We start from the raw sequence: 24,476 nt of genomic DNA, 5'->3' as shown, positions 1-24,476 counted from the left end.
GACAATTTTCGACACCGCGCACCACTACAGAACCGGCCAGCCGAAAAAAACGCCGAAATGACTGATTAACAACGAAGAGTTCGCGCCAGACACTCGACCATCAGGAGCGAATTCAGCACAAGATTAAAATTTTTTTGCACCAAAACCGCACAGTGGGTCTACGCTGAATGCTTCGACATCCGCCATTTACTCACTGGCGGGGTGAACCGGTAACATTTTTGGTTGTCATGCAGTCGACCAAAGGGTGCAACATGATGCGAAGCGAAGCGTCAAGCCCAAACCAAAGGCTCTTGAACCCCCCGGTTTTATGAGGTTTTTACAGCGCCAGAGCGTTAATTTGAAAAAACCGAAAGAAAATATGCTTTTGTGCACGCTTGTTGCATACATACCCAACATCACCTGAGTGACACCCGCTGGAAGTGGGGGGCATTCAGGCAAAAAAGACAGTGGCAAGGTAGCCCGATGGAGATTCAAACGTTTCACCAGGACTCTTTTTACCGACACCAAGGCTCAGAAAACAGCATTAAAGTTGTCAGCCCGGTTGCGTCGGAGCTCGAAATTTGCGACATCTACCTCGCTGTTTGCGACATGGTCGTAAAGAAGGCGAAAGGTTAGATACGCAAGTATCGCCAACATTGTCGGCGTGATATAAGTTTGCGCCGACACAAAAAGAAAGAGCCGCCCAGATAATAAAACAGGTGGGACGGCAGTACTCTTCTAAAACCAAAGGAGCAAATCACGATGCGCGTGATGAAGTGGAGCATGATCGCACTGGCAGTTGCAGCAGCAGCCAGTACCCAATTGGCTACGGCCGCCCCTTTCGTAAGTGACCAGGCTGAAGCCAAAGGTATTGTTGAAGACAGCTCCCTGAACTTGCTGGTTCGCAACTACTACTTCAACCGTGACCGCAAAGATGGCGCAACCGACCAGAAAGACTGGACCCAAGGTATCTGGGGCAATTTCAGCTCCGGTTACACCCAAGGCCTGATCGGTGTTGGTGTTGACGCTTTCGGTTACCTGGCAATCAAACTGGACGGCGGTGATGGCACCGGCGGCACCGGTAACATGAGCCGCGACGCCGATGGCGAAGTTAACGACAGCCAGGGCAAAGCCGGCGGCGCTGTTAAGTTCCGCGTATCGAAAACCGAGCTGAAAGTCGGCGACATGCAGCCAAGCACTGCTCCAGTGTTCGCTGTTGGCGGTTCCCGTATCCTTCCTCAAACTGCCAGCGGTATCCAACTGCAAAGCAGCGAAGTCAAAGACCTTGACCTCGAAGCCGGTCACTTCTACTCGGCGACCAGCCAGGACCGCAACGCTCGTGACGGCGGCCTGTTTGCAACCTACGCTGGCGTAGAAGCCAACTCCATCGACTACTTCGGTGGCAAATACGGCATCACCGACAACCTGTCGGCATCGCTGTACGGCGCCAAGCTGGAAGACATCTGGAACCAGTACTACGCCAACCTGAACTACACCATCCCGCTGGGCGGCGACGAGTCGCTGAACCTGGACGGTAACATCTACAACACCAAAGACACTGGTGATGCCAAAGCAGGCGAGATCAGCAACACTGCTTACTCCCTGGCAGCCGCTTTCTCGTTCATGAAAGCACACACCATCACCCTCGCCTTCCAGAAGGTTAACGGTGACACTCCGTTCGACTACATCGGTGTGGGCAAGAACAACCGCGGCGGCGACTCGATCTTCCTCGCCAACTCCATCCAGTACTCTGACTTCAACGCCCCAGGCGAGAAGTCTGCCCAGGTTCGTTATGACCTGAAAATGGCTGAGTACGGCGTTCCAGGTCTGAGCTTCATGACCCGTTACGTTAAAGGCTGGGACATCGACGGCACCAAAACTCCAGTTGGCAGCCCTTACGCTGGCCTGTATGGCGAAGACGGCAAGCACAACGAGACCAACTTCGAAGCCAAGTACGTTGTTCAGACTGGCCCGGCAAAAGACCTCTCCTTCCGTATTCGTCAAGCATGGCACTTCGCTAACGCTGACGAAGGTGAAGGCGACGTGAAAGAGTTCCGTTTCATCGTCGACTACCCGCTGTCGGTTTTGTAATCGCATCCAGTTAGTTTGCGGTAACAAAACAAAAGGCCCATCTTCGGATGGGCCTTTTTTGTTGTCCGCGCAAATTGTTCAATTATTGAACAATCGCCCTACATGCCTGACCGAAAAGTCAGACAACTATAGGTCTATCACTGCACTGCGGACTCCTGAACCACGCGAATAACCCGCTGTGGAAATGGAATATCGATACCAGCCTCTCTCAAACGATCACGGGACAGTTCGTTGAACATGAACATCACATCCCAATAATCCGCTGTCTTCACCCAGACACGCAGGGAAACAGTGATAGAACTGTCACCCAATGTCGAGATGACTGCCTGAGGTTCCGGGTCAGTCAATACACGCGGATCCCTGGCCAACTCCAGCAACACTTCCCGGGCTTTCTGCAAGTCCGCTTCATAATCGACGCCTACATCAAACACCACTTTGCGGGTCGGCTGGCGATTGGTGTTGGTGATAATGCCGTTCGACAGATTTCCGTTGGGCACGATGATGGTCTTGTTATCACCGGTGCGCAGTACGGTATGGAAAATCTGGATACTGTCGACGGTACCGGCAACCCCCTGAGCCTCGATCCAGTCGCCGATACGGAAGGGACGAAACAGCAAAATCAACACGCCGCCGGCGAAGTTCGCCAGGCTGCCCTGCAAAGCCAGGCCAATGGCCAGGCCCGCCGCACCAATTGCTGCCACAAACGAAGTGGTCTCCACACCGATCATCGAGGCCACGCTGACGACCAGCAGGATCTTGAGGATGATGTTCGCCAGGCTGCTGATAAAGCCCTGCAGCGCCAGGTCGGCATTGCGCAACGCAATCAGACCGCCGAGCTTTTTCGTGACTTTGTTGATCAGCCACCAGCCGATGGCCAGGGTGATGACCGCCAGCAGTACGCGACTGCCGTATTCCATGATCATCGGGATCCAGGTTTGGGATACCTTGACCAGGTTGTCTACCTCAGCGCTTAAATCCATCTACTTTCTCCTGTTTTCCGGCTATGCGGCATACGTAAAAAAAAGCGGCAGAAAGATCGAACCGCGACGGATTCAATCGTTTCTGCCGTTGCTTGGGCCTCCGACGTCACAAACGCCAGGAGGTTCCCGTTTTCAAAGTCAGTCGCGGAAGTTGTTGAACTGCAGCGGCATACCGAACTCCTTGGCCCGCAGCACAGCAATGGCTTCTTGCAGGTCATCACGCTTCTTGCCGGTAATACGAACCTGCTCGCCCTGAATGGCTGCCTGAACCTTGAGCTTGGCATCTTTGACGTGAGCGACGATTTTCTTCGCCAGTTCCTTGTCGATGCCTTCCTTGAGGACGGCTTCCTGCTTCATCAGCTTGCCCGACGCGAAGGCATCCTTGACTTCGAGGCACTGCACGTCGATTTTGCGCTTGACCAGAGCCAGCTTGAGGATCTCAATCATCGCTTCGAGCTGAAAATCCGCTTCTGCGGTCAGGTTGACGGTCAGGTCTTTTTCCTTGAACTCGAAGCTGCCTTTGCCTTTCAGGTCATAACGACGATCGAGTTCCTTGACGGCGTTCTCGACCGCGTTGGTGACTTCGTGTTTGTCCAGTTCGGATACCACGTCGAACGACGGCATGTAATCTCTCCAAATTTAAAGGCGCACCGATGGAGCGCGCCTGGCTTGCGGTTAAAATCCGCGCTGATTATAACGGGTCTTTCCCATCATTCACTGTGAGCTGCCGATGCACGCCTTAAACAGAGCAAAAAGCTGATGTCCACCACCTGGCATGTACTCGGCGCCGGCAGCCTCGGCACTTTATGGGCGACACGTCTGGCCCGGGCTGGCGTGCCGGTCCGGCTGATCCTGCGGGACACCGCGAGACTGCAGGCCTATGAGGCTGCAGGCGGATTGACACTGGTGGAACACGGCCAGGCGCAACACTACGCGGTGCCCGCCGAAACAGCGGACAGCCGCCAGCCGATCAACCGCCTGCTGGTGGCGTGCAAGGCCTACGATACCGAAAGCGCGGTGGCCCTACTGACGTCACGCCTGGCTCCCGACGCCGAACTGATCCTGCTGCAAAATGGCCTGGGCAGTCAGGACGCGGTGGCCGCACAGGTTCCCCAGGCACGCTGCATCTATGCCTCGAGCACCGAAGGCGCCTTCCGCGATGGCGATTGGCGCGTGGTGTTTGCTGGCCATGGCTTCACCTGGCTGGGGGATGCGAGCCATCCGGTCGCGCCGATCTGGCTCGATGACTTGAGCGCTGCCGGCATCCCTCACGAGTGGAGCACCGATATTCTGACCAGGCTGTGGCGCAAGCTGGCCCTCAACTGCGCGATCAACCCGCTGACGGTGCTGCACGATTGCCGCAACGGCGGTTTGCAACAACATCAGTGCGAAGTGGCCACCCTGTGCGGTGAACTGGTGGAGTTGCTCGAGCGTTGCGGTCAGCCGGCGGCGGGCGAAAACCTGCAGCAGGAAGTCGAACGGGTGATTCACGCCACCGCGGCCAACTACTCGTCGATGCATCAGGACGTCACGAGCCAGCGCCGCACGGAAATCAGCTACTTGCTGGGCTACGCCTGCAAAGTGGCCGGACGACATCAACTGAACCTGCCTCACCTCAATCAACTTCAGGCAAGGTTGATCGCTCGCCTGCAAAGCCTTGGATTGCCCAGCGACTGAGCAGCGGCTACGCTGGCCACTTGTTCCTTGTCTGCGATGAATCCGATGCCATTGCGCCAGCGCCTTGAAAACCTGCCCGTCGGCCAGAAACTGCTAGCCGCCCTGCTGGTACTGATGGTCACCGTCCTGCTGGTTGCCAACCTGACCTTTATCAGCGCCGCGTACTACATCTCCCAGGAAAGCATGGCGCCCCAGGCCCTGCAGACCATCGGCCGGCTGGTATCCAACCCGAGCCTGGCCTCCGAAGCCCTGGCGTCACCGCAAAGCGCCGAGCGCCTGCTGAATGAACTCAACAGCTATTCGCCTTTGCGCGCGGCCGCCCTGTATGACGCAAAGGGTGAGCGATTGGCGCAATTGCAGCATGGCGACAATCTCGAGCTGCCCAAACATTTCCGGCATATCGAAGACTGGCAGGTCACCGAGTTTCGCACCAATCAAGTCATCACCCTCTCCCGCCCCGGCGCTGCACCGGGACATTTGCTGCTGGTCGCCAGCAGTGAACTGCCAGTGGCGTTCTATACCGGGACCCTGACAGCCAGTCTGGGTATTCTGATCTTCAGCGTGCTGCTATGGCTGATCATTGCCCGCCAGATCAAGCGCCTGATTACCCGGCCGATCCACCAGCTCGAAGAGTTGTCGCGGCAGGTCACCCGTGAAGAAAACTACGCACTGCGCGCTTCACGAGGAAACCACGATGAAATCGGCAGCCTCGCGGAGGCGTTCAACACCATGCTCTCGCGGATCGAGGCCAGGGAGCAGCAACTCAAGCGGGCTCGGGACGACTCCCAGGCCGCTTACGACCAGGCCCAGGGCCTGGCGGAAGAAACTCGTCATACCAACCGCAAACTGGAGCTCGAAGTCCAGGTGCGCAGCAAGATCGAGAAAAAGCTCACCGGCTTCCAGAACTACCTCAACAGCATCATCGACTCCATGCCGTCGGCGCTGATCGCCCTCGACGAACAGCTCTACGTGACTCAATGGAACCAGGAAGCCAGCGCCCTGTCCGGCACACGCCTGGATGAAGCTCTGAACCAGCCCATCTTCCTCGCCTTCGAACCGCTCAAGCCGTTCTTGCCGCAACTCAAGGAAACGGTCGAACAGCATACGGTGGCCAAAATCGAACGTGTCACCTGGCTCAAGGACGACGAACCCCGCCACTACGCCCTGACGTTCTATCCATTGATGGGCGGTGCCGGCCGTGGCGTAGTGATACGGATCGACGACATCACCCAGCGCCTGTCCCTGGAAGAAATGATGGTGCAGTCGGAGAAAATGCTGTCGGTAGGCGGTCTTGCCGCCGGCATGGCCCACGAGATCAACAACCCGCTGGGTGCGATCCTGCACAACGTGCAAAACATTCGCCGACGCCTGTCCCCCGACCTGCCGAAGAACCTTGAAGTGGCCGAACAGGCCGGCATCGAACTGGATACGGTCAATCAGTATCTGAAAATCCGCGAAGTGCCGCAGTTGCTCGACGGTATCCAGCAGGCCGGTGCCCGGGCCGCCAAAATCGTCACCCACATGCTCAGTTTCAGCCGTCGCAGCACCCGCCAGATGGCCCCATGCGACCTGCCCGCCCTGATTGATCAGGCGGTGGAAATCGCCGGCAACGATTTCGACCTGGCGATCGGCTTCGACTTCAAGGGCCAGGCCATCATTCGTCAGTTCGACCCGGCGCTGGGCCCGGTCCCCGGCACCGCCAACGAACTGGAGCAAGTACTGCTCAACCTGCTGAAAAACGCTGCGCAAGCCATTCACCAGCGCGAGGACGACAGTGAGCCGGGGCGGATCATTCTGCGCACCCGGCTGAACCCGCCGTGGGCGGAAATCCAGGTCGAGGACAACGGCATCGGCATGAGTGAAAGCGTGCGCAAACGCACCTTCGAACCCTTCTTCACCACCAAGGAAATCGGCCAAGGCACCGGACTTGGGCTGTCGGTGTCGTACTTCATCATCACCAATAACCACAAGGGGCAGATGGAAGTGCAATCGACCCTGGGCCAAGGCACTTGCTTCACCTTGCGCCTGCCCCTGGCGAGCACGCCACCTGTCACGCAAGAACTCAATCTGCTATCGAGGTAACCATGGGCTTTCGTTTGTCGAAGATTTACACCCGCACTGGCGACAAAGGCGAGACCGGGCTGGGCGATGGCCGTCGCGTCCCCAAGGATCACCCGCGGATCGAGGCCATTGGCGAAGTCGATACGCTCAACAGTCAGGTGGGCGTGTTGCTGGCGGGGTTGGCCGCACAAACGGATACTGTTGCAGGCTTGCAGGAAGTGATCGAGGTTTTGGCGCCCTGCCAGCATCGCTTGTTTGATCTGGGCGGTGAGCTGGCAATGCCGGAGTATCAGGCCTTGAATACAGCGGAAATCGAGCGCCTGGAAGCGGCAATCGATGTGTGGAATGAAGAGTTGGGACCACTGGAAAACTTCATCTTGCCCGGCGGTTCAGCGTTGATTGCCCAGGCCCATGTCTGCCGTAGCCTGGCGCGCAGTGCCGAGCGGCGGTGTCAGCAATTGAATGCGATTGAACCGTTGGCCGGGGTTGGCCTGGCGTACATCAATCGGTTGTCGGATTTGTTGTTTGTAGTGGCGCGGCTGATTGCCAAGCGTCAGGGCGTGGCGGAAATTCTTTGGCAGCCTGCGGCGAAGCCTGAAGCTTAATCAGCGCCTGTCAGGGCCCCTTCGCGGGCAAGCCCGCTCCCACAGGGATTGCTAGTGCTCACACAATCTGTGTTTCACCTTGAACACTGTGGGAGCGGGCTTGCCCGCGAAGGGGCCTGTAGGCTCGCTAGAGAATTAACCCTCAGGCCAAAACGCCCGAATCCCCGCCACACCCTGCGCACCCGCCGCCCAGGCTTTCTCGACCTCGGTCGGGCCAACGCCACCCAGCAGGAACACCGGCTTGCTGAAGCCCTCGATCAAGCTCGACGCCTGCTCCCAACCCAACGGCTCCGCGCCAGGATGCGTCAGGGTGGGTTGAACCGGCGACAGGGTCACGAAATCCACGCCCATCTGTTCGGCCAGCGCCAGCTCTTCAGCGTTATGGCACGAGGCCGCCAGCCAGCGCGATGCCGGTAGCGGTCGGCCAGCCGCTGCGTATTTGCGCAACTGCGCCGAGGTAATGTGCCAACCCGCGGACGGGAAGTCGCCCAACCATTCGAACGGCCCCTTGAGCATCAATTGTGCCTTGCCGGCACACAGGCCCACCGCATCGACAGCCAGGTCGCGATATTTGGGATCGTAACCATTCGGTGCGCGCAACTGGATCAGCTTGATGCCACCGGCAATGGCCTTCTGGATGCCACGCAGCAACGCCGGGGTTTCCAGATCTTCCGGGGTAATCAGGTACTGCGATGACAATCGGGCCGCCGCGACGATCGGTTGATTGGCCGCCGGGAACTCGTAACCCGGCAGATCGCGGGGCGACACCCAGGCCAGCGGTTGGCCTTCGGCGCCGTGGGGTTCGCCAGTAAACGCCGAGACCTCCCAGACATCCAGCAACACCTGCTTGTCCGGGTAATCGTGCCGGACCTTGATCAGCGGGCGCGCCGCGTCGACCACGATGCCCAGCTCTTCATGGAGCTCGCGGGCCAGTGCGGTTTCGACCGACTCGTCGGCCTCGACCTTGCCCCCGGGAAACTCCCACAGGCCGCCCTGGTGCTGCGAATCGGCACGGCGGGCGATCAGGATCTGGCCACTGCCATCGCGGATGACGGCAGCGGCGACATGGACTCGCTTCACTTTTCCAACTCCTCCAGTCCGGCCTTCTGCCAGGCCTTGAACGCCGGCCATTGGTAGAGGGTTTCAACATAGGCTTCGTCAGCCGCGGACAGCTTCACCCGATAGGTGCGCAGGCGCACGGCGATGGGTGCAAAGAACGCGTCGGCCAACGTGAGGCGGCCAAACAGGTACGGACCGCTCTCGGTTGCGACAGCACGGCACTCGGCCCACAGCGCCGACATGCGCTCGATGTCCGCCTGGACATCGGCCGGGACCGGCGACAGCGCTGCGTCATGGCTCAGGTCAAACGGCATGTTGCCGCGCATGGCGAAAAAGCCGCTGTGCATCTGTGCACACGCCGAACGCGCCTGGGCACGGGCGGCGGTGTCTGTCGGCCAGAGGTTGGCGGACGGGAACTGTTCCGCCAGGTATTCGGCAATCGCCAGGGAGTCGGCGATGGTGCCGTGTTCGGTCTTCAGCAGCGGGACCTTCCCGGTCGGCGAATGCTTGAGCAGACGCTCGCGGGTGTTCGGCTGGTTCAGCTTGATCAGTTCTTCGGTGTAGGCCGCGCCGGCCAGATCGAGGGCCAGAGCGCCGCGCAGGGACCAGGAGGAATGCAGTTTGTCGCCGATGATCAGGTGCAGGCTCATAGTCGGGACCTTGTGATGAGGGGGACAGGCCAAAATCTCTAGCGTCTGGTCATCCGTCATCGCGGGCAAGCCCGCTCCCACAGTGACCGCGCTGAACACAACCTTTGTGTACGCCACTGAACCTGTGGGAGCGGGCTTGCCCGCGATCGGGTCGACGCGGTCTTAGGTACGGTACTCGGCGTTGATTTTCACGTACTCGTGGGACAGGTCGGTGGTCCAGATGGTTTCGCTGCAATCGCCACGACCCAGCTCGATACGAATGGTGATCTCTTCCTGCTGCATCACCGCCGCGCCCTGGGCTTCGGTGTAGGTCGCGGCGCGCGCGCCACGGCTGGCAATGCACACGTCGCCGAGGAACACGTCGATCTTGCTCACGTCCAGGTTCGGCACACCGGCACGACCAACGGCGGCCAGGATACGGCCCCAGTTCGGGTCGGAAGCAAACAACGCCGTCTTGATCAGCGGCGAGTGAGCCACGGTGTAGCCGACATCCAGGCACTCCTGGTGATTGCCGCCGCCGTTGACTTCAACGGTCACGAACTTGGTCGCGCCTTCGCCGTCGCGAACGATGGCCTGGGCCACGTCCATGCACACATCGAACACCGCCTGCTTCAACTTGGCGAACAGTTCGCCCTCGGCGCGGGTGATTTCCGGCAGCGCAGCCTGACCGGTGGCGATCAGCATGCAGCAGTCGTTGGTCGACGTATCGCCATCGATGGTGATGCGGTTGAACGACTTGTTGGCGCCATCGAGCATCAGGTTTTGCAACACATTGCGGGAGACTTTGGCGTCGGTCGCGATGTAACCGAGCATGGTTGCCATGTTCGGGCGAATCATGCCGGCACCTTTGCTGATACCGGTCACGGTAACGGTCACGCCATCGTGCTGGAACTGACGACTGGCACCTTTGGGCAGGGTGTCGGTGGTCATGATGCCGGTGGCGGCAGCTTCCCAGTTGTGGATCGACAGGTCGTCCAGAGCGGCTTGCAGTGCACCCTCGATTTTCTCGACAGGCAACGGTTCGCCGATCACACCGGTGGAGTACGGCAGCACCTGGCTGGCTTCGACGCCGGTCAGCTCGGCCAGTTTGGCGCAAGTGCGCTCGGCAGCGGCCAGGCCTGGCTCGCCGGTACCGGCGTTGGCATTGCCGGTGTTGGTCAGCAGGTAACGCACAGGGCCTTGTACGCGCTGCTTGGCCAGGATAACCGGGGCAGCGCAAAAGGCGTTCAGGGTGAACACGCCGGCTACCGTGGAGCCTTCAACACAGCGCATGACCACAACATCCTTGCGCCCCGGGCGCTTGATGCCAGCCGAGGCGATACCGAGTTCAAAACCGGCAACCGGGTGCAACGTTGGCAAAGGACCAAGACCAACAGCCATGAATGCGCTCCTTTATAAATAATGTCAGCACCGTTTCAGCAAGACGGTGGTTCGAATGGTAAAACGCCGCGACGGCAGAAGCCGGTCGCGGCGCGGGTATTTCAGCGATTGAAACGGGTTTTACTGGATCTGCCCGTGGCAATGCTTGAACTTCTTGCCCGAACCGCAGTAGCACAGCTCATTGCGACCCAGCTTATGCTCGCTGCGAACCGGGGCGGCGGCGAGCGCCACATCGACCTCTTCGCCCAGCACTTCCGGTTGGTCCAGGCCTGGCGCTTCTTCATGCAGGAACTGCATGCGAGCGGCCAATGCCTCGGCTTCCTGGCGCAGGCGCTGCTCTTCCTCGATAGGATCTTCGCGGCGAACCTGAACGTGGGACAGCACGCGGATCGAGTCGCGCTTGATCGAGTCCAGCAACTCGGAGAACAGGGTGAACGACTCGCGCTTGTATTCCTGTTTCGGGTTCTTCTGGGCATAACCACGCAAGTGGATACCGTGACGCAGGTGATCCATGGTCGACAGGTGGTCTTTCCACAGGTCGTCCAGAACGCGCAGAACGATTTGCTTCTCGAAGGTGCGCAGCGCTTCGGCGCCCGCCTGGTCTTCTTTCTCGTTGTACGCCGCGATGAGCTCGTTCATGAGCTTCTCGCGCAGGGTTTCCTCGTACAGGTGATCGTCTTCATCGAGCCATTGCTGGATCGGCAGTGTCACACCGAAGTCGCTCTGCAACGCAGCTTCCAGACCGGCCACGTCCCACTGCTCAGGCAGCGATTGCGGAGGAATGTGTGCGCTGACGGTGGCGTTGAGCACGTCCTGACGGAAGTCGGCGATGGTCTCGCCGATGTTGTCGGCGGCCAGCAACGTGTTACGCATGTGATAGATCACTTTACGCTGTTCGTTGTTGACGTCGTCGAACTCGAGCAGTTGCTTGCGGATGTCGAAGTTGCGGCCTTCAACCTTGCGCTGGGCCTTTTCAATGGCGTTGGTCACCATGCGGTGCTCGATCGCCTCGCCAGGCTGCATGCCCAGGGCCTTCATGAAGTTCTTCACCCGGTCAGAGGCGAAGATGCGCATCAGGCTGTCTTCCAGCGACAGGTAGAAACGGCTGGAACCGGCGTCGCCCTGACGACCCGCACGACCACGCAGCTGGTTGTCGATACGGCGCGATTCGTGACGCTCGGACGCAATCACCTGCAAACCACCCGATTCGAGCACTTGCTGGTGACGCTTCTGCCAGTCGGCCTTGATCTGGGCAATCTGCTCAGGGGTCGGGTTTTCCAGGGAAGCCACTTCCACTTCCCAGTTGCCGCCCAACAGGATGTCGGTACCACGACCGGCCATGTTGGTGGCGATGGTCAGTGCACCCGGGCGACCGGCCTGGGCAATGATCTCGGCTTCCTTTTCGTGGAACTTGGCGTTCAGAACCTTGTGTTCGATGCCTTCCTTCACGAGCAGATTGGACATGTGCTCGGAGGTTTCGATGGTGGCGGTACCCACCAGCACCGGACGACCTGCGGCCATGCTTTCCTTGATGTCGGCCACGATTGCCGCGTATTTCTCGTCAGCGGTCAGGAACACCAGGTCGTTGTAGTCTTTACGCGCCAGCGGCTTGTTCGGCGGAATCACCATGACCTGCAGGCCATAGATCTGGTGGAACTCGAACGCTTCGGTGTCGGCCGTACCGGTCATGCCGGACAGTTTGTTGTACAGACGGAAGTAGTTCTGGAAGGTGGTCGACGCCAGCGTCTGGCTTTCGGCCTGGATATTCAGGTTTTCCTTGGCTTCGATGGCCTGGTGCAGGCCTTCGGACAAACGGCGACCCGGCATGGTACGGCCGGTGTGTTCGTCGACCAGTACGACCTGACCGTCCTGCACGATGTATTCGACGTTGCGATGGAACAGTTTGTGCGCACGCAAGCCGGCGTAGACGTGAGTCAGCAGGCTCAGGTTGTGCGCCGAGTACAGGCTTTCGCCTTCAGCCAGCAGGCCGATGCGGGTCAGCGTTTCTTCGACGTACTGGTGACCGGCTTCGTTGAGTTCGACCTGACGGGTCTTCTCGTCGACGGTGTAGTGACCGGCCTGGGTCACTTCGCCTTCGACTTCTTCAACGTGCAGCTTGAGCTGCGGGATCAGCTTGTTGACCTCGATGTACAGCTTGGAGCTGTCTTCGGCCTGACCGGAGATGATCAGCGGCGTACGGGCTTCGTCGATGAGGATGGAGTCGACTTCGTCGATCACGGCAAAATTGAGTTCGCGCTGGAATTTTTCTTCCATGCTGAACGCCATGTTGTCGCGCAGGTAATCGAACCCGAATTCGTTGTTGGTGCCGTAGGTGATGTCGGCGGCGTAGGCAGCACGCTTCTCTTCCGGCGGCTGGAACGGCGTGACAACGCCGACCGTCAGGCCGAGGAATTCATACAGCGGGCGCATCCAGTTGGCGTCACGGCGGGCCAGGTAGTCGTTCACCGTCACAACGTGCACGCCGTTGCCGGACAGCGCGTTGAGGTAAACGCCCAGTGTTGCCACCAGGGTCTTGCCTTCACCGGTACGCATTTCCGCGATCATGCCTTCATGCAAGGTCATGCCGCCGATCAGCTGGACATCGAAGTGGCGCATGCCCATGACACGCTTGCCGGCTTCGCGGGCGACCGCAAAGGCTTCTGGCAGGAGCTTGTCGAGGGATTCCCCTTTGGCGATGCGGGCCTTGAACTCGCTGGTCTTGGCACGCAATTGATCGTCCGAAAGGGCCACCATTTGCTCTTCGAAGGCATTGACGAGTTGCACCGTCTTGAGCATGCGTTTGACTTCACGCTCGTTCTTGCTTCCAAAAAGTTTCTTTAACAAAGGCGCAAACATATCGGCAGGATCTTCCACACTAAAGGGATGGAGGGCGGCCCCGTGAGTCGCCCGTGCAGCCCTCATGGCCGCATGCGAACGAGCATTCTACCCGGAAACGGTGGTGAGGAAAGTGGCGATATTCCACGATGCTGGCACAGCGCTTTGACGGGGCTCACTTAAAATAGGGGCGTTTTGCTCAACTTCAAGCCGTTCAAGGCAGAAGTTAGTTGTTGATTTAATGGGTAAAGCGCCCACAAAAGCAATGGGCGGGTGCATCCGGCGCTTTCTGCTACCATGGCGCCTCTGTTACTTCAGGTGTCTGATCATGGCATTTCGCCCACTTACGGCCAAAGTACCCGCCGTTCTATTACGCGAAGCCAAGCCGCTGAAAGCCATTCTCGGCCACGCTCAACGCCTGGGTCATTTGCAACGTTTGCTCGAAAGCCAATTGCAACCCGCCGCTCGCGAGCATTGCCACGTGGCGTCCTGGCGCGAAGGCAGTTTGTTGCTGATTGTCACCGACGGTCATTGGGCAACCCGCCTGCGCTATCAGCAGAAGCGCCTGCAGCGGCAACTGCAACTGTTCGACGAGTTTGCCAACCTGACGCGAATCCTGTTCAAGGTGCAGCCACCTACCGTCCAGCGGGGCGCGGTCGGGCATACCATGGATCTGTCGGACGATGCGGCCGCGACCATCCAGGCCACGGCCGACGGGATCAGCGACCCGAATCTGCGGGCAGCGCTGGAGCGACTGGCGGCGCACGCCAAGACCAGAACCTGACACAGAAACCATGTGGGAGCGGGCTTGCTCGCGAATGCGGTGTGTCAAACAATATAACGGTGACAGACATACCCTCTTCGCGAGCAAGCCCGCTCCCACATTGACTGTGTTCGCTCAAGCTAGCGGCGTTTGCTGCCGCCCAGTAACGACCCCATCAAGCCGCGCACCAACTGTCGGCCAAGCTGGTTCGCCGCCTGTTGCATCGCCGACTTCAGCGCCTTCCCTGCTGCCGTGCCGAGGAACTCCCCGGCCTGTTCGGTGAAACTCGGTTCCTGTTTGCCCTGCTCCGCCTCAGGTTCGGGCGCCAGGCCCTTGCGCCCCATCAGCACTTCATAGGCCGACTCGCGGTCAATCGGCTTGTCATAACGCCCCTGCAACGGCGAACCGGCAATCAGCGCCGTACGCTCGGCACCGGTCAAAGGCCCGATCCGCGATTGCGGCGGCGCGACCAGCACCCGCTGCACCATTTCCGGGGTGCCTTTTTCCTGCAGCGTGCCGACCAGCGCTTCGCCGATCCCGAGTTCGGTCAACACCGACAATGTATCGAACGCCGGATTCGGCCGGAAACCTTCGGCCACTGCGCGCAGGGACTTTTGCTCCTTGGCGGTAAACGCACGCAGACCGTGCTGGATTCGCAAGCCCAACTGAGCCAGCACATCATCCGGCAGGTCACCCGGCGACTGGGTGACGAAATACACGCCCACGCCCTTTGAACGAATCAGCCTCACGACTTGTTCCAGACGATCACGCAATGCCTGGGGTGTGCCGTTGAACAACAAGTGGGCCTCATCGAAGAACAGCGCCAGCAAGGGTTTGTCGGCATCGCCACGCTCCGGCAGTTGCTCGAACAGTTCGGCCAGCAGCCACAGCAGGAACGTCGCGTAGACTTTTGGCGCTTCATGCACCAGACGGCTGGCATCCAGCAAATGGATACGCCCGCGGCCATCGGCAGTGGGTTGGAGGATGTCTTCGAGTTGCAGCGCCGGTTCGCCAAACAAGGCTTCGGCGCCCTGTTGCTCCAGGATCGCCAGACGTCGCAGCAGCGCCTGGCTGGAGCCGGTGGTCATCAATGCCGCATCGTCGCCCAGCAACTCGGAGTGGTCCCGCAGGTGATTGAGCAGCGCCTTCAGATCCTTGAGATCGAGCAACAACAGACCTTCGCGGTCCGCCACCTTGAACGCCGCGTACAACGCCGACTGCTGACTGTCGGTCAGTTCCAGCAGGCTGCCCAACAGCAGCGGCCCCATTTCACTCAAGGTTGTGCGTAAAGGATGACCGGACTGCCCCTGTACGTCCCACAACGTCACCGGATAAGCCTGAGGCTTGTGGTTGAGCCACGGCATCCCGGCAATCCGCTCGGCGATCTTGCCCTGAGGGTTGCCCGCGGCGCCAAGGCCGCACAGGTCTCCCTTGATGTCGGCAGCGAACACCGCCACGCCGGCATCGCTGAAAGCTTCGGCCATTCGTTGCAACGTCACGGTTTTTCCGGTGCCGGTCGCGCCCGCGATCAAACCGTGGCGATTCGCCAGGCGCATGGCCTGGGCAATCGGTTGCCCTTTGAGGTCGGCGCCGATAACGAGTTGCAGTGAGTCAGGCATTTGGTCACCCATGATTAATCTTTGGTCCTACACGGCCGATAGAGATAACGACAAAGCAGTCAGACACGATCTGGTAGGAAATTTCCCTAAGGAGAGTCGGAAAATTCAATTGCTTTCAACCTTGCCCGTCGTGCGTCCCTTTATAAAAGCACGCGCTGGACATTAAGACCTTAGCGGAACCCCAAGCCATGAACAAAAATCTGCGTTTCAGCCATAAAATCCTGCTTGCCGCCGCCCTCATTGTTATAGCCGCCTTCGCCTCGTTCACGCTGTACAACGACTATTTGCAGCGCAATGCCATCCGCGAAGACCTCGATAACTATCTCAACGAGATGGGTGACGTCACCGCCAACAACATCCAGACCTGGCTGGCCGGGCGTATTTTGCTGATCGAGAACCTCTCGCAAAACATCGCCATCAACCCCGAACAAGCCAATGTCGCCAGCCTGCTTGAGCAGAAAAGCCTGACGTCGACCTTCATGGCGTCCTACCTGGGTGATGCCACCGGGCACTTCACCATTCGTCCGGACGCGAAGATGCCCGACGGTTTCGATCCGCGTGTTCGCCCCTGGTACAAAGGCGCTGAAAACAGCAGCACGCCGACCCTGACCGAACCCTACATCGATGCGGCAACCGGTCAACTGATCATCTCGATGGCCACCGCTTCGAAAAAAGCCGGACAGAGTGTCGGTGTGGTGGGTGGCGACCTGAGCCTGCAAACCCTGATCGCGACCCTCAGCGCCCGCGACTTTGATGGCATGGGCTACGCGTTTCTGGTCAGCGCCGACGGCAAGATCCTGGTTCACCCGGACAAAGCGCTGGTAATGAAGTCCCTGAGCGAGGCGTATCCGAAAGACACCCCGCGCATCGGCAACGGCTTCAGCGAAGTAGACGTCGACGGCAAGACCCGCATCGTCAGCTTTACCCCGATCAAGGGCTTGCCTTCGGTCAACTGGTACATCGGTCTGTCGGTCGACAAGGAAAAAGCCTACTCGATGCTCAGCGAATTCCGCACCTCGGCTGTGGTTGCAACCATCATTGCCGTGGCCATCATCATCGCCCTGCTCGGCATGTTGATTCGCATCCTGATCCAGCCGTTGCACGTCATGACCCGCGCCATGGCCGACATCGCCGACGGCGAAGGTGATCTGACCAAACGCCTGACCATCCAGAACAATGACGAATTCGGCACCCTCGGCACCGCGTTCAACCGTTTCGTCGAGCGCATTCACGGCTCGATCCGTGAAGTGTCCTCGGCCACCGGGCAAGTCAACGAAGTGGCCTTGCGCGTGGTCGCGGCTTCCAACTCCTCGATGTTCAACTCCGACCAGCAAGCCTCGCGCACCAGCAGTGTCGCCGCTGCCATTAACCAGCTCGGCGCCGCTGCCCAGGAAATCGCCCGCAACGCCGCTCAGGCTTCGAGTCAGGCCAGCGATGCCCGCAGCCTGGCCGAAGACGGCCAGCAAGTGGTGGACCGCAGCATCGTGGCGATGAATCAACTGTCGAGCATGCTCAGCGCCTCGAGCACCAACATCGAATCGCTGAACAGTAAAACGGTGAACATCGGGCAGATTCTCGAAGTGATCACCAGCATTTCCCAGCAAACCAACTTGCTGGCACTCAATGCCGCGATTGAAGCCGCCCGTGCCGGTGAAGCCGGTCGAGGTTTTGCCGTGGTGGCGGACGAGGTGCGCAACCTGGCACACCGCACGCAGGAATCGGCGCAACAGGTGCAAACCATGATCGAGGAACTGCAAGTCGGCGCCCGGGAATCGGTCAGCACCATGAGCGACAGCCAACGCCACAGCCAGGACAGTGTGGAAATCGCCAACCTCGCGGGCGAACGTCTGAACAGCGTGACCTTGCGTATCGGGGAAATCGACGGCATGAACCAGTCGGTGGCCACCGCGACCGAAGAACAGACCGCCGTGGTGGAGTCGATCAACGTCGACATCACCGAGATCAACACGCTGAACCAGGAAGGCGTGGAAAACCTGCAATCGACCTTGCGCGCGTGCTCGGACCTTGAGCAGCAGGCGGCTCGACTGAAGCAGCTGGTGGGAAGTTTCAGGATCTGAGGCGCTCTTGCGGGCCCCTTCGCGGGCAAGCCCGCTCCCACAGGAGTCCGGGTGAAGCACAAATTGTGTGAACACTCAAAATACCTGTGGGAGCGGGCTTGCCCGCGAAGGCGGCCTGTCAAACACGACAAAACCCGCTGACACCCCACCCGCACAACCCCAACCGAACATCTATCCTTCATAAAGGTCAACCAAGGGAGTACCGGGACCGGAGGATCGTTCATCGTGCATATCGCTGACATCACCATGTTCTACGCCCCTGCCAGTGGTGGCGTGCGCACTTATCTGGATGCAAAGCACCGTCGCCTGGGCATCAAGCCGGGCATTCGCCACAGTTTGCTGATCCCCGGATCGTCCTTGAGCGAGCAGGATGGCATCTTCACCGTTCCAGCCCCTGCCCTGCCTTTCGGCAAAGGCTATCGCTTCCCGCTGCGTCTCGCGCCCTGGCGCAATGTCCTGCAGGTTTTGCAACCTGACCTGATCGAGGTCGGTGATCCCTACCTCACTGCATGGGCAGCGCTGGATGCACGGCGGCAACTCGATGTACCGGTCATAGGTTTCTACCACTCGGACCTGCCGCTGCTGGTCAGCAACCGCATGGGCAACTGGGTGACCAACAACGTCGAGGCCTATGTCAGCAAGCTCTACGGCAACTTCGACCGGGTCCTGGCGCCCAGTCGGGTCATGGCCGACAAACTCACCGGGCTTGGGGTCAGGAATGTGTTCGTGCAACCCTTGGGCGTCGACCTGCAAACCTTCAATCCCGATGCCAGGGACCCCGAGCTGCGGGCCGAGTTGGGCCTGGACGACAACACCCGGCTGCTGATCTTCGCCGGGCGCGGTTCCAAGGAAAAAAACCTGCCAGTGCTGCTCGACTGCATGAAACGCCTGGGCCGACGCTATCACCTGCTGCTGGTTGGCTCATCGATGCCGACGGCCGTGCCGTCCAATGTGACGGTGATCGACGAGTTCTGCCCGGCGCCGCAAGTGGCCCGCCTGATGGCCAGCGCCGACGCATTGCTGCACGCCGGCGATCAGGAAACCTTCGGCCTGGTGATACTCGAAGCCATGGCCAGCGGTATTCCGGTGGTGGCCGTGGCGGCCGGGGCTTTCGAGGAAATCGTCACCGAGGACTGCGGCCGGCTCTGCGCGCCGAACGATCCAGCCGCGATGGCCACCGCTGTTCGAGAACTGTTCAGCTCGGACAGCGTAGCGCTGGGCCGCCAAGCGCGGTTACATGTCGAACGACATTACGCCTGGGACACGGTGGTCACCAGTTTGCTGTGCCACTACCACGCCGTGCTCGGCAGCCAATGGCCGCTGACAGCCAATGGTTGAGTCCATGAACAGGCCCGCTTTACTGCTGGTACTGCACGACGTGGCACCCCCCACCTGGGCCGATTACCAACCGTTCGTCAAAGCCGTCGACGCCTTGGGGGACGTGCCGATCACCTGGCTGGTGGTTCCGGATTACCACAAACACAACAACCTGGACGCCCATCCGCGGTTTTGCCGCCAGCTCAGTGCCAGGGTCGCCCGGGGCGACGAACTGGCACTGCATGGCTATTTCCATAGCGACGAAGGACCGATGACTCTCAATCCCCGCGACTGGTTCATGCGTCGGGTCTACACCCACGAAGGCGAGTTTTATCGTTTGTCTCAAGAAGACGCCCTCGCCCGCCTGCGTTCGGGCATCGAGATGTTCCACCGGCATGACTGGCCGCTGGAAGGGTTCGTCGCCCCGGCCTGGTTGATGAGCCAAGGCACTCGCCAGGCATTGCGCCAATTGCCGTTGAGTTACACCAGCGACTCACAGCATTTGTACCGTTTACCGGATTTCACCGCCATCGAGGCCCCGGGGCTGGTCTGGAGTGCGCGCAGTGCCTGGCGCCGGGGTGTATCGAAGCTCGTCAGCGACCGTCGTGAACAACGCTGGCAGCACGCCCCGGTGATTCGCCTGGGCTTGCACCCGGTGGACATGCGCCATGAGTTCTCGCACCGATACTGGCTGCGAACCCTCGAGCGCCTGCTCGACAATGGACGCATTCCGATGACCAAGTCCCAGTGGCTGGCACTGCAAAACAACCGAATGGGCTGTGCCGCATGAGTCGCGCCCTGCTATTGCTCGTCGGCCTGCTCGCGGCGGTGCTGATTCCACTGCTGTTGGGCGGCAGTGAAATTGGCTACCGGCTGAGCGCTTTTCCGCTGCCATGGCTGTTGATCATGTTCGGCATGATTCTGCTGTGCTGGGGCGTGAACACCCTGCGTTTGCGCCTGTTGCTGGGGGATCAATGCCATAAGGTCGGCCGGCTCAGGAGCCTTGGCGTGGTGATGGCCGCCGAATTTGCCTACTGTGCCACGCCCGGCGGCAGCGGCGGGCCGCTGACGATCATGGCCTTGCTGGCGCGTCACGGCGTGCGTCCGGCCAGGGGCAGTGCCGTGTTTGCCATGGACCAACTGAGCGACTTGCTGTTTTTCCTCTGCGCCTTGAGCGGGATTCTTGTTTACGCCCTGTTCCAGCACCTCAGCCAGCGCATGGAATGGATGCTGATGGTCAGCGCTGTTTCGCTGTTCGGCGGCTTGATCACCTGCGCCATGGTCGCCCGCTATCACCGCTCGTTGATTCGCCTGAGCGGTCGATGGCTCGCCCGAGCCAATGTCAAAGCGGCCACGCGAATGCGCTGGGCGCGCAAGCTCCTGCAGTTTCTGGCGGCGTTTACCGACACGCTGAAATTGCCCGCGCAGACCTTGATCAAGGTATTCGTCCTGACCTGTGTGCATTGGCTCCTGCGCTACAGCGTGCTCTATCTGGCGTTGCGCGGGCTCGGCGCGGATTTGCAGTGGGCCTGGTGTTTTCTGATCCAGATGCTGGCGCTCAGCGCCGGCCAATTCAGCCTTCTGCCGGGTGGAGCCGGGGCGGCGGAGCTGACGTCGGCGGCGCTCTTGGCACCCATGGTCGGGAAATCCACGGCCGCCGCGGCGATTCTGATTTGGCGGGCGGTGACGTATTACTTCTACTTGTTGGTCGGTGGACCGGTGTTTTTGCTGATGCTGGGGCGGCCGCTGCTGATGAAATTGATGAAAATCAGGCAGGCCTGAAAAAATCGCAGCCTGCGGCAGCTCCTACAGGGCACGCAGGCTGCGATTTTTTTTAATCCTTCCCGGTTTCATCGTCAGACTCCTGCTGCAGCTGCTCCCACAACTCGGCTGCCCCCGGAAACTCCGTACCGTCTTCAGGCCCCATGTCATCCGGGTCGTAGCGGCTCAGGCAACCCTCGCCCAGCGTGGCGGGAGCCCGGGATGTGGCTTTGTCCAGTGGATCGGCCATGGTCATGTCCTCGGTGCAGAAACGGCGAAGGGCCTGGAGCGATTGAACGCCCAGGCCCTTCGAATTTCAACCGCGTCGTGCGTCTATCAGAAGACGACGGTTTTGTTGCCGTGCACCAGCACCCGGTCTTCCAGGTGATAACGCAGGCCACGGGCCAGCACCATCTTCTCGACATCGCGGCCGAAACGCACCATGTCTTCGATGCTGTCGCTGTGGCTGACACGCACCACGTCCTGCTCGATGATCGGTCCGGCATCCAGCTCTTCGGTCACATAGTGGCAGGTCGCGCCGATCAGCTTCACACCGCGCAGGGAGGCCTGGTGGTACGGCTTGGCACCGACGAACGATGGCAGGAAGCTGTGGTGAATGTTGATCACCTTGTGTGCGTATTCGCTGCACAGCTCGGGCGGCAGGATCTGCATGTAGCGGGCCAGCACCACCACTTCGGCGTCGTGCTGCTTGACCAGGCGCGACACCTCGGCGAAAGCCGGCTGCTTGTCCTGCGGATTGACCGGGACGTGGTAGTACGGAATGCCGTGCCACTCCACCATGCTGCGCAAGTCATCATGGTTGGAAATCACGCAGGAGATTTCGCAGTCCAGTTCATCGCTGTGCCAACGATGCAGCAAGTCGGCCAGACAGTGCGACTCGCGGCTGGCCATCAGCACGACACGCTTCTTTTGTTCGGTATCGGTGATGCGCCAGTCCATCGAGAACTCTTCGGCGATCGGGGCAAAGGCTTCGCGCAACGCTTCGATACCAAATGGCAGGGAGTCGGCACGGATTTCGTGACGCATGAAGAACCAGCCACTGAGATTGTCCGAGTGATGGCTCGCTTCAGTGATCCAACCGTTGTGTGATGCCAGAAAGTTACTGACTTTGGCAACGATGCCAACACGGTCCGGGCAAGAAATCACCAGACGAAAAGTGCGCATGAGGGGGAAACTCCAGAACTTCGCAAAGGCCGCCATTCTAGCGATTGCGCAGCAAAACTGCAGTATTGTTGACGATTCACCCTGCCGGAAGGTCGGTGCGGCTGGACGGCCAACACCCGTGCCGGTTCGTCCGGATGCTCTAGCGATGCCGGGCAATTGTTAAATTATGTATATCCGACGGACCTGGATCACACTAATAACGGCATTACCTATGTGCGCCCAAGACACGGCAACTAAATTAAATAAAGTTGGCTCAAATGTTTACTTGATGAAACACCGTGACTATTATTGCCGCACTGTCACCTGCCATCCAGCGTACAACATAAGGTAGTTCCCATGTCCTTGATCAACGAATATCGCGCCACCGAAGAAGCTATCAAAGAGCTGCAAGCCCGTTTGAAGAACCTGTCCCAAGACGACAAACTGCAAACCGAGCTGGAATTCGAAGGCAAACTGCGCACCTTGATGGGTGAATACTCCAAGTCCCTGCGTGACATCATCGCGCTGTTGGATCCAGAGTCGAAAACCAAGGCACCACGCGGCGGCGCAGCGAAAACTACCGGCACCAAGCGTGCTCGCAAAGTTAAACAATACAAAAACCCGCACAACGGCGAAGTCATCGAAACCAAAGGTGGCAACCACAAGACTCTGAAAGAGTGGAAAGCCAAGTGGGGCGGCGACGTGGTAGAAGGCTGGGCTACCCTGCTGGGCTAAGCCTCAGAGCTTGTCGCAGATGGATCCGTGACAAAAAAAGAACGCCAGCAAATGCTGGCGTTTTTTTATGCGCGGTGTTTAAGCACCGACAGGTTCGATTTCAAAGATGCAAACGCTGACGCAATCCCTCGACATAATCCTGCCACTCACCGAGCACCCCCTGCTGAAACGCAGAGGCACTAACGCTCAATTGGGCCGCGGCCTCTACAAAACTTTCGAGGGTATTTGGCGCTCCCCATCCGGGGTCTGACAAACGTTTCTGACAGAATATTCGCCAGCGCTCTTGCTCCTCGGCATTCAACGTATCGGGAAAGTTGCGTGCGCGATATCGAAACAATAATTCAGGCAAGCGTTCGTCATCGAAAGGCCACTGCTCTTGTGCCAACTGCATCGGGTCAACGGCTCTGACTTGTTCGCACAAACGCCGGTCCCGATCACCGATAAATCCATCGTATAACTGTTGCTCCGGATCCTGGCTCTGGGAAAAATCTTCGCGGGCATAAATCGCCAGGACTTTATCCAGCCAAACTTCCCGCGCGTCATTTAGCCGCAACACCCGCTGCTGATACAGCGCCATGTCCAGCCCCAGACGCTGCTGATCTTCTTGACGAAGTACCGACAACGGGGCCACCACCGGGCACTTGTTGATGTGAATCAGCTTCAACGGCACCGGCAATTCCCCTTCGGCCAGTTCGTCGTGGCGGGTATACAAGCGCTGACGCAAACTTTCGGCATCCAGGTCGAGCAGGCCCTGGGGGTCGAGATGCAGGTCACAGACAATCAGGGCGTTCTTGTTGCGTGGGTGCCAGGCCAGCGGCAACACCACCCCCACATAGCTGCGCGCCGCCGAAAAGCGCCCGGAAACATGCACCAGCGGTTGCAGCAGGCGTATCTGGTCCATGACTTTTTGCTTGCTGCGCAGTTGAAACAGCCAGGCGTAGAGCTTTGGCTGTTTTTCCCGAATGAGGCGCGCCAGGGCAATTGTCGCGCGAACGTCAGACAGCGCCTCGTGGGCATTGCCGTGATCGATGCCGTTGGCCGCGGTCAGGCGTTCGAGCTTGAGCGTGACCCGCCCTTCGTCGTCCGTCGGCCATTGCAGGCCATCGGGACGCAAGGCATAAGCGGCGCGCACCACATCAATCAGGTCCCAGCGGCTGTTGCCGCCCTGCCACTCCCGCGCATAGGGGTCGAAGAAGTTTCGGTACAGGCTGTAGCGGGTCATCTCGTCATCGAAACGCAGCGTGTTGTACCCCGCGCCACAGGTGCCCGGTGCCGCGAGTTGGGCATGCACCCGAGTCATGAAATCGGCTTCGCTCAAGCCCTGCGCCTGCAGTTGCCCGGGCGTGATCCCTGTGATCGCACAAGCGGCCGGATGCGGCAGGATGTCGTCGCTGGGCTGGCAGTAAAGATTGACCGGCTCGTCGATTTCATTGAGATCGAAGTCGGTGCGCAGGCCGGCCATTTGCAACGGACGGTCGCAACGGGGATTGATGCCAGTGGTTTCGTAGTCGTACCAGAAGATGGAGGTCACGGGCGATTCCTGAACTGAAGATCGGCAAAGTCTAGGCGTTCACCTCCCGCCCCGGCCAGTAGTCTGTCATTCAAGCACCTTGCGCGGCTCACCATGCAATACAGGATTATGTCGTTTCCCTGCGCCCCCGCCCCTCGACTAGGCTGCTAGCATCGAATGGATACACAATCCCGATCCAGGCCACATCATCA

At 59.5% G+C, this 24,476-nt stretch carries 20 protein-coding genes; 10 read left to right on the top strand and 10 right to left on the bottom strand.

The window, feature by feature from the left end:
- The first annotated feature begins 741 nt into the window (after positions 1 to 741).
- Positions 742 to 2,070, top strand: coding sequence for an OprD family porin (locus KW841_RS16135; protein WP_007977342.1), 1,329 nt, complete (start codon positions 742 to 744; stop codon positions 2,068 to 2,070).
- Between the two features lie 137 nt (positions 2,071 to 2,207).
- Here the strand turns inward: KW841_RS16135 and KW841_RS16130 are convergent, their stop codons facing one another.
- Positions 2,208 to 3,050, bottom strand: a complete 843-nt coding sequence (locus KW841_RS16130) for a mechanosensitive ion channel family protein (RefSeq protein ID WP_218477968.1) — start codon at positions 3,048 to 3,050, stop codon at positions 2,208 to 2,210.
- A 138-nt stretch (positions 3,051 to 3,188) separates the two neighbouring features.
- On the bottom strand, positions 3,189 to 3,674 hold the full coding sequence (locus KW841_RS16125; protein ID WP_007977344.1) for a YajQ family cyclic di-GMP-binding protein: 486 nt from the start codon (positions 3,672 to 3,674) through the stop codon (positions 3,189 to 3,191).
- 135 nt (positions 3,675 to 3,809) lie between these two features.
- Between KW841_RS16125 and KW841_RS16120 the strand changes: the two genes are divergently transcribed.
- The 3 genes from KW841_RS16120 to KW841_RS16110 are packed head-to-tail and all read left to right on the top strand — an operon-like array spanning position 3,810 to position 7,393.
- Positions 3,810 to 4,727, top strand: coding sequence for a putative 2-dehydropantoate 2-reductase (locus KW841_RS16120; RefSeq protein WP_218477966.1), 918 nt, complete (start codon positions 3,810 to 3,812; stop codon positions 4,725 to 4,727).
- A 45-nt stretch (positions 4,728 to 4,772) separates the two neighbouring features.
- On the top strand, positions 4,773 to 6,809 hold the full coding sequence (locus KW841_RS16115; RefSeq protein ID WP_218478273.1) for a PAS domain-containing sensor histidine kinase: 2,037 nt from the start codon (positions 4,773 to 4,775) through the stop codon (positions 6,807 to 6,809).
- A gap of 2 nt (positions 6,810 to 6,811) precedes the next feature.
- Complete coding sequence (locus KW841_RS16110) at positions 6,812 to 7,393, top strand: cob(I)yrinic acid a,c-diamide adenosyltransferase (protein WP_218477964.1); 582 nt, start codon at positions 6,812 to 6,814, stop codon at positions 7,391 to 7,393.
- Positions 7,394 to 7,528: 135 nt separating this feature from the next.
- On the opposite strand, the gene KW841_RS16105 is transcribed toward KW841_RS16110, so the two are convergent.
- The 4 genes from KW841_RS16105 to secA form a co-directional block, all read right to left on the bottom strand.
- Complete coding sequence (locus KW841_RS16105; RefSeq protein ID WP_218477962.1) at positions 7,529 to 8,473, bottom strand: Nudix family hydrolase; 945 nt, start codon at positions 8,471 to 8,473, stop codon at positions 7,529 to 7,531.
- Positions 8,470 to 9,102: a glutathione S-transferase gene (locus KW841_RS16100; protein WP_218477960.1), complete on the bottom strand. Its 633-nt coding sequence runs from the start codon at positions 9,100 to 9,102 to the stop codon at positions 8,470 to 8,472. Before KW841_RS16100 ends, KW841_RS16105 begins: the two co-directional genes overlap by 4 nt.
- Before the next feature lie 162 nt (positions 9,103 to 9,264).
- Entirely contained in the window at positions 9,265 to 10,482 is a 1,218-nt protein-coding gene (gene argJ / locus KW841_RS16095) for a bifunctional glutamate N-acetyltransferase/amino-acid acetyltransferase ArgJ (protein ID WP_218477958.1), read from the bottom strand.
- Between the two features lie 120 nt (positions 10,483 to 10,602).
- On the bottom strand, positions 10,603 to 13,338 hold the full coding sequence (gene secA / locus KW841_RS16090) for a preprotein translocase subunit SecA (RefSeq protein WP_116582969.1): 2,736 nt from the start codon (positions 13,336 to 13,338) through the stop codon (positions 10,603 to 10,605).
- A gap of 307 nt (positions 13,339 to 13,645) precedes the next feature.
- Here secA and KW841_RS16085 point away from each other — a divergent pair, with 307 nt between their 5' ends.
- Positions 13,646 to 14,101: a DUF721 domain-containing protein gene (locus tag KW841_RS16085; RefSeq protein WP_007977359.1), complete on the top strand. Its 456-nt coding sequence runs from the start codon at positions 13,646 to 13,648 to the stop codon at positions 14,099 to 14,101.
- 119 nt (positions 14,102 to 14,220) lie between these two features.
- Here KW841_RS16085 and KW841_RS16080 read toward each other — a convergent pair whose 3' ends face one another.
- Positions 14,221 to 15,699 carry a helicase HerA-like domain-containing protein gene (locus KW841_RS16080; protein WP_218477956.1) on the bottom strand — a complete coding sequence of 493 codons (1,479 nt, stop codon included), beginning with the start codon at positions 15,697 to 15,699 and terminating at the stop codon, positions 14,221 to 14,223.
- Between the two features lie 188 nt (positions 15,700 to 15,887).
- On the opposite strand from KW841_RS16080, the gene KW841_RS16075 reads away from it, so the two are divergent.
- The 4 genes from KW841_RS16075 to KW841_RS16060 all read left to right on the top strand — a co-directional run bounded on the left by KW841_RS16075 (position 15,888) and on the right by KW841_RS16060 (position 20,876).
- A complete protein-coding gene (locus KW841_RS16075; protein WP_218477954.1) occupies positions 15,888 to 17,777 on the top strand; it encodes a methyl-accepting chemotaxis protein in 1,890 nt (629 codons plus the stop codon).
- A gap of 225 nt (positions 17,778 to 18,002) precedes the next feature.
- A complete protein-coding gene (locus KW841_RS16070) occupies positions 18,003 to 19,115 on the top strand; it encodes a glycosyltransferase family 1 protein (protein ID WP_104449226.1) in 1,113 nt (370 codons plus the stop codon).
- A complete protein-coding gene (locus KW841_RS16065; protein WP_218477952.1) occupies positions 19,108 to 19,884 on the top strand; it encodes a DUF2334 domain-containing protein in 777 nt (258 codons plus the stop codon). Before KW841_RS16070 ends, KW841_RS16065 begins: the two co-directional genes overlap by 8 nt.
- Positions 19,881 to 20,876: a lysylphosphatidylglycerol synthase transmembrane domain-containing protein gene (locus tag KW841_RS16060; RefSeq protein ID WP_218477950.1), complete on the top strand. Its 996-nt coding sequence runs from the start codon at positions 19,881 to 19,883 to the stop codon at positions 20,874 to 20,876. The genes KW841_RS16065 and KW841_RS16060 overlap by 4 nt, the downstream gene beginning before the upstream one ends.
- Positions 20,877 to 20,928: 52 nt before the next feature.
- Here KW841_RS16060 and KW841_RS16055 read toward each other — a convergent pair whose 3' ends face one another.
- Positions 20,929 to 21,105, bottom strand: a complete 177-nt coding sequence (locus KW841_RS16055) for a hypothetical protein (protein WP_193601762.1) — start codon at positions 21,103 to 21,105, stop codon at positions 20,929 to 20,931.
- A gap of 86 nt (positions 21,106 to 21,191) precedes the next feature.
- Positions 21,192 to 22,040: a formyltetrahydrofolate deformylase gene (purU, locus tag KW841_RS16050; RefSeq protein ID WP_007977367.1), complete on the bottom strand. Its 849-nt coding sequence runs from the start codon at positions 22,038 to 22,040 to the stop codon at positions 21,192 to 21,194.
- A 336-nt stretch (positions 22,041 to 22,376) separates the two neighbouring features.
- Here purU and mvaT point away from each other — a divergent pair, with 336 nt between their 5' ends.
- Positions 22,377 to 22,754 (top strand): histone-like nucleoid-structuring protein MvaT, encoded by a 378-nt coding sequence (mvaT, locus tag KW841_RS16045; RefSeq protein ID WP_218477948.1) that lies wholly within the window; start codon positions 22,377 to 22,379, stop codon positions 22,752 to 22,754.
- A gap of 100 nt (positions 22,755 to 22,854) precedes the next feature.
- On the opposite strand, the gene sbcB is transcribed toward mvaT, so the two are convergent.
- Positions 22,855 to 24,285, bottom strand: coding sequence for an exodeoxyribonuclease I (sbcB, locus tag KW841_RS16040; protein ID WP_218477937.1), 1,431 nt, complete (start codon positions 24,283 to 24,285; stop codon positions 22,855 to 22,857).
- Between the last annotated feature and the right edge of the window lie 191 nt (positions 24,286 to 24,476).

The sequence above is a fragment of the Pseudomonas sp. PDM28 genome, from assembly GCF_019219115.1.
Classification (GTDB): Bacteria; Pseudomonadota; Gammaproteobacteria; order Pseudomonadales; family Pseudomonadaceae; genus Aquipseudomonas; species Aquipseudomonas laurylsulfatiphila.
This window is presented reverse-complemented; position numbering and strand designations above follow the sequence as displayed.

Bases quoted from the DNA above. Each gene is read 5' to 3' on its own strand.
- KW841_RS16135 (WP_007977342.1), top strand. From the start codon at position 742: ATGCGCGTGATGAAGTGGAGCATGATCGCACTGGCAGTTGCAGCAGCA.
- KW841_RS16130 (WP_218477968.1), bottom strand. From the start codon at position 3,050: ATGGATTTAAGCGCTGAGGTAGACAACCTGGTCAAGGTATCCCAAACC.
- KW841_RS16125 (WP_007977344.1), bottom strand. From the start codon at position 3,674: ATGCCGTCGTTCGACGTGGTATCCGAACTGGACAAACACGAAGTCACC.
- KW841_RS16120 (WP_218477966.1), top strand. From the start codon at position 3,810: ATGTCCACCACCTGGCATGTACTCGGCGCCGGCAGCCTCGGCACTTTA.
- KW841_RS16115 (WP_218478273.1), top strand. From the start codon at position 4,773: ATGCCATTGCGCCAGCGCCTTGAAAACCTGCCCGTCGGCCAGAAACTG.
- KW841_RS16110 (WP_218477964.1), top strand. From the start codon at position 6,812: ATGGGCTTTCGTTTGTCGAAGATTTACACCCGCACTGGCGACAAAGGC.
- KW841_RS16100 (WP_218477960.1), bottom strand. From the start codon at position 9,102: ATGAGCCTGCACCTGATCATCGGCGACAAACTGCATTCCTCCTGGTCC.
- argJ (WP_218477958.1), bottom strand. From the start codon at position 10,482: ATGGCTGTTGGTCTTGGTCCTTTGCCAACGTTGCACCCGGTTGCCGGT.
- secA (WP_116582969.1), bottom strand. From the start codon at position 13,338: ATGTTTGCGCCTTTGTTAAAGAAACTTTTTGGAAGCAAGAACGAGCGT.
- KW841_RS16085 (WP_007977359.1), top strand. From the start codon at position 13,646: ATGGCATTTCGCCCACTTACGGCCAAAGTACCCGCCGTTCTATTACGC.
- KW841_RS16080 (WP_218477956.1), bottom strand. From the start codon at position 15,699: ATGCCTGACTCACTGCAACTCGTTATCGGCGCCGACCTCAAAGGGCAA.
- KW841_RS16075 (WP_218477954.1), top strand. From the start codon at position 15,888: ATGAACAAAAATCTGCGTTTCAGCCATAAAATCCTGCTTGCCGCCGCC.
- KW841_RS16065 (WP_218477952.1), top strand. From the start codon at position 19,108: ATGGTTGAGTCCATGAACAGGCCCGCTTTACTGCTGGTACTGCACGAC.
- KW841_RS16060 (WP_218477950.1), top strand. From the start codon at position 19,881: ATGAGTCGCGCCCTGCTATTGCTCGTCGGCCTGCTCGCGGCGGTGCTG.
- KW841_RS16055 (WP_193601762.1), bottom strand. From the start codon at position 21,105: ATGGCCGATCCACTGGACAAAGCCACATCCCGGGCTCCCGCCACGCTG.
- purU (WP_007977367.1), bottom strand. From the start codon at position 22,040: ATGCGCACTTTTCGTCTGGTGATTTCTTGCCCGGACCGTGTTGGCATC.
- mvaT (WP_218477948.1), top strand. From the start codon at position 22,377: ATGTCCTTGATCAACGAATATCGCGCCACCGAAGAAGCTATCAAAGAG.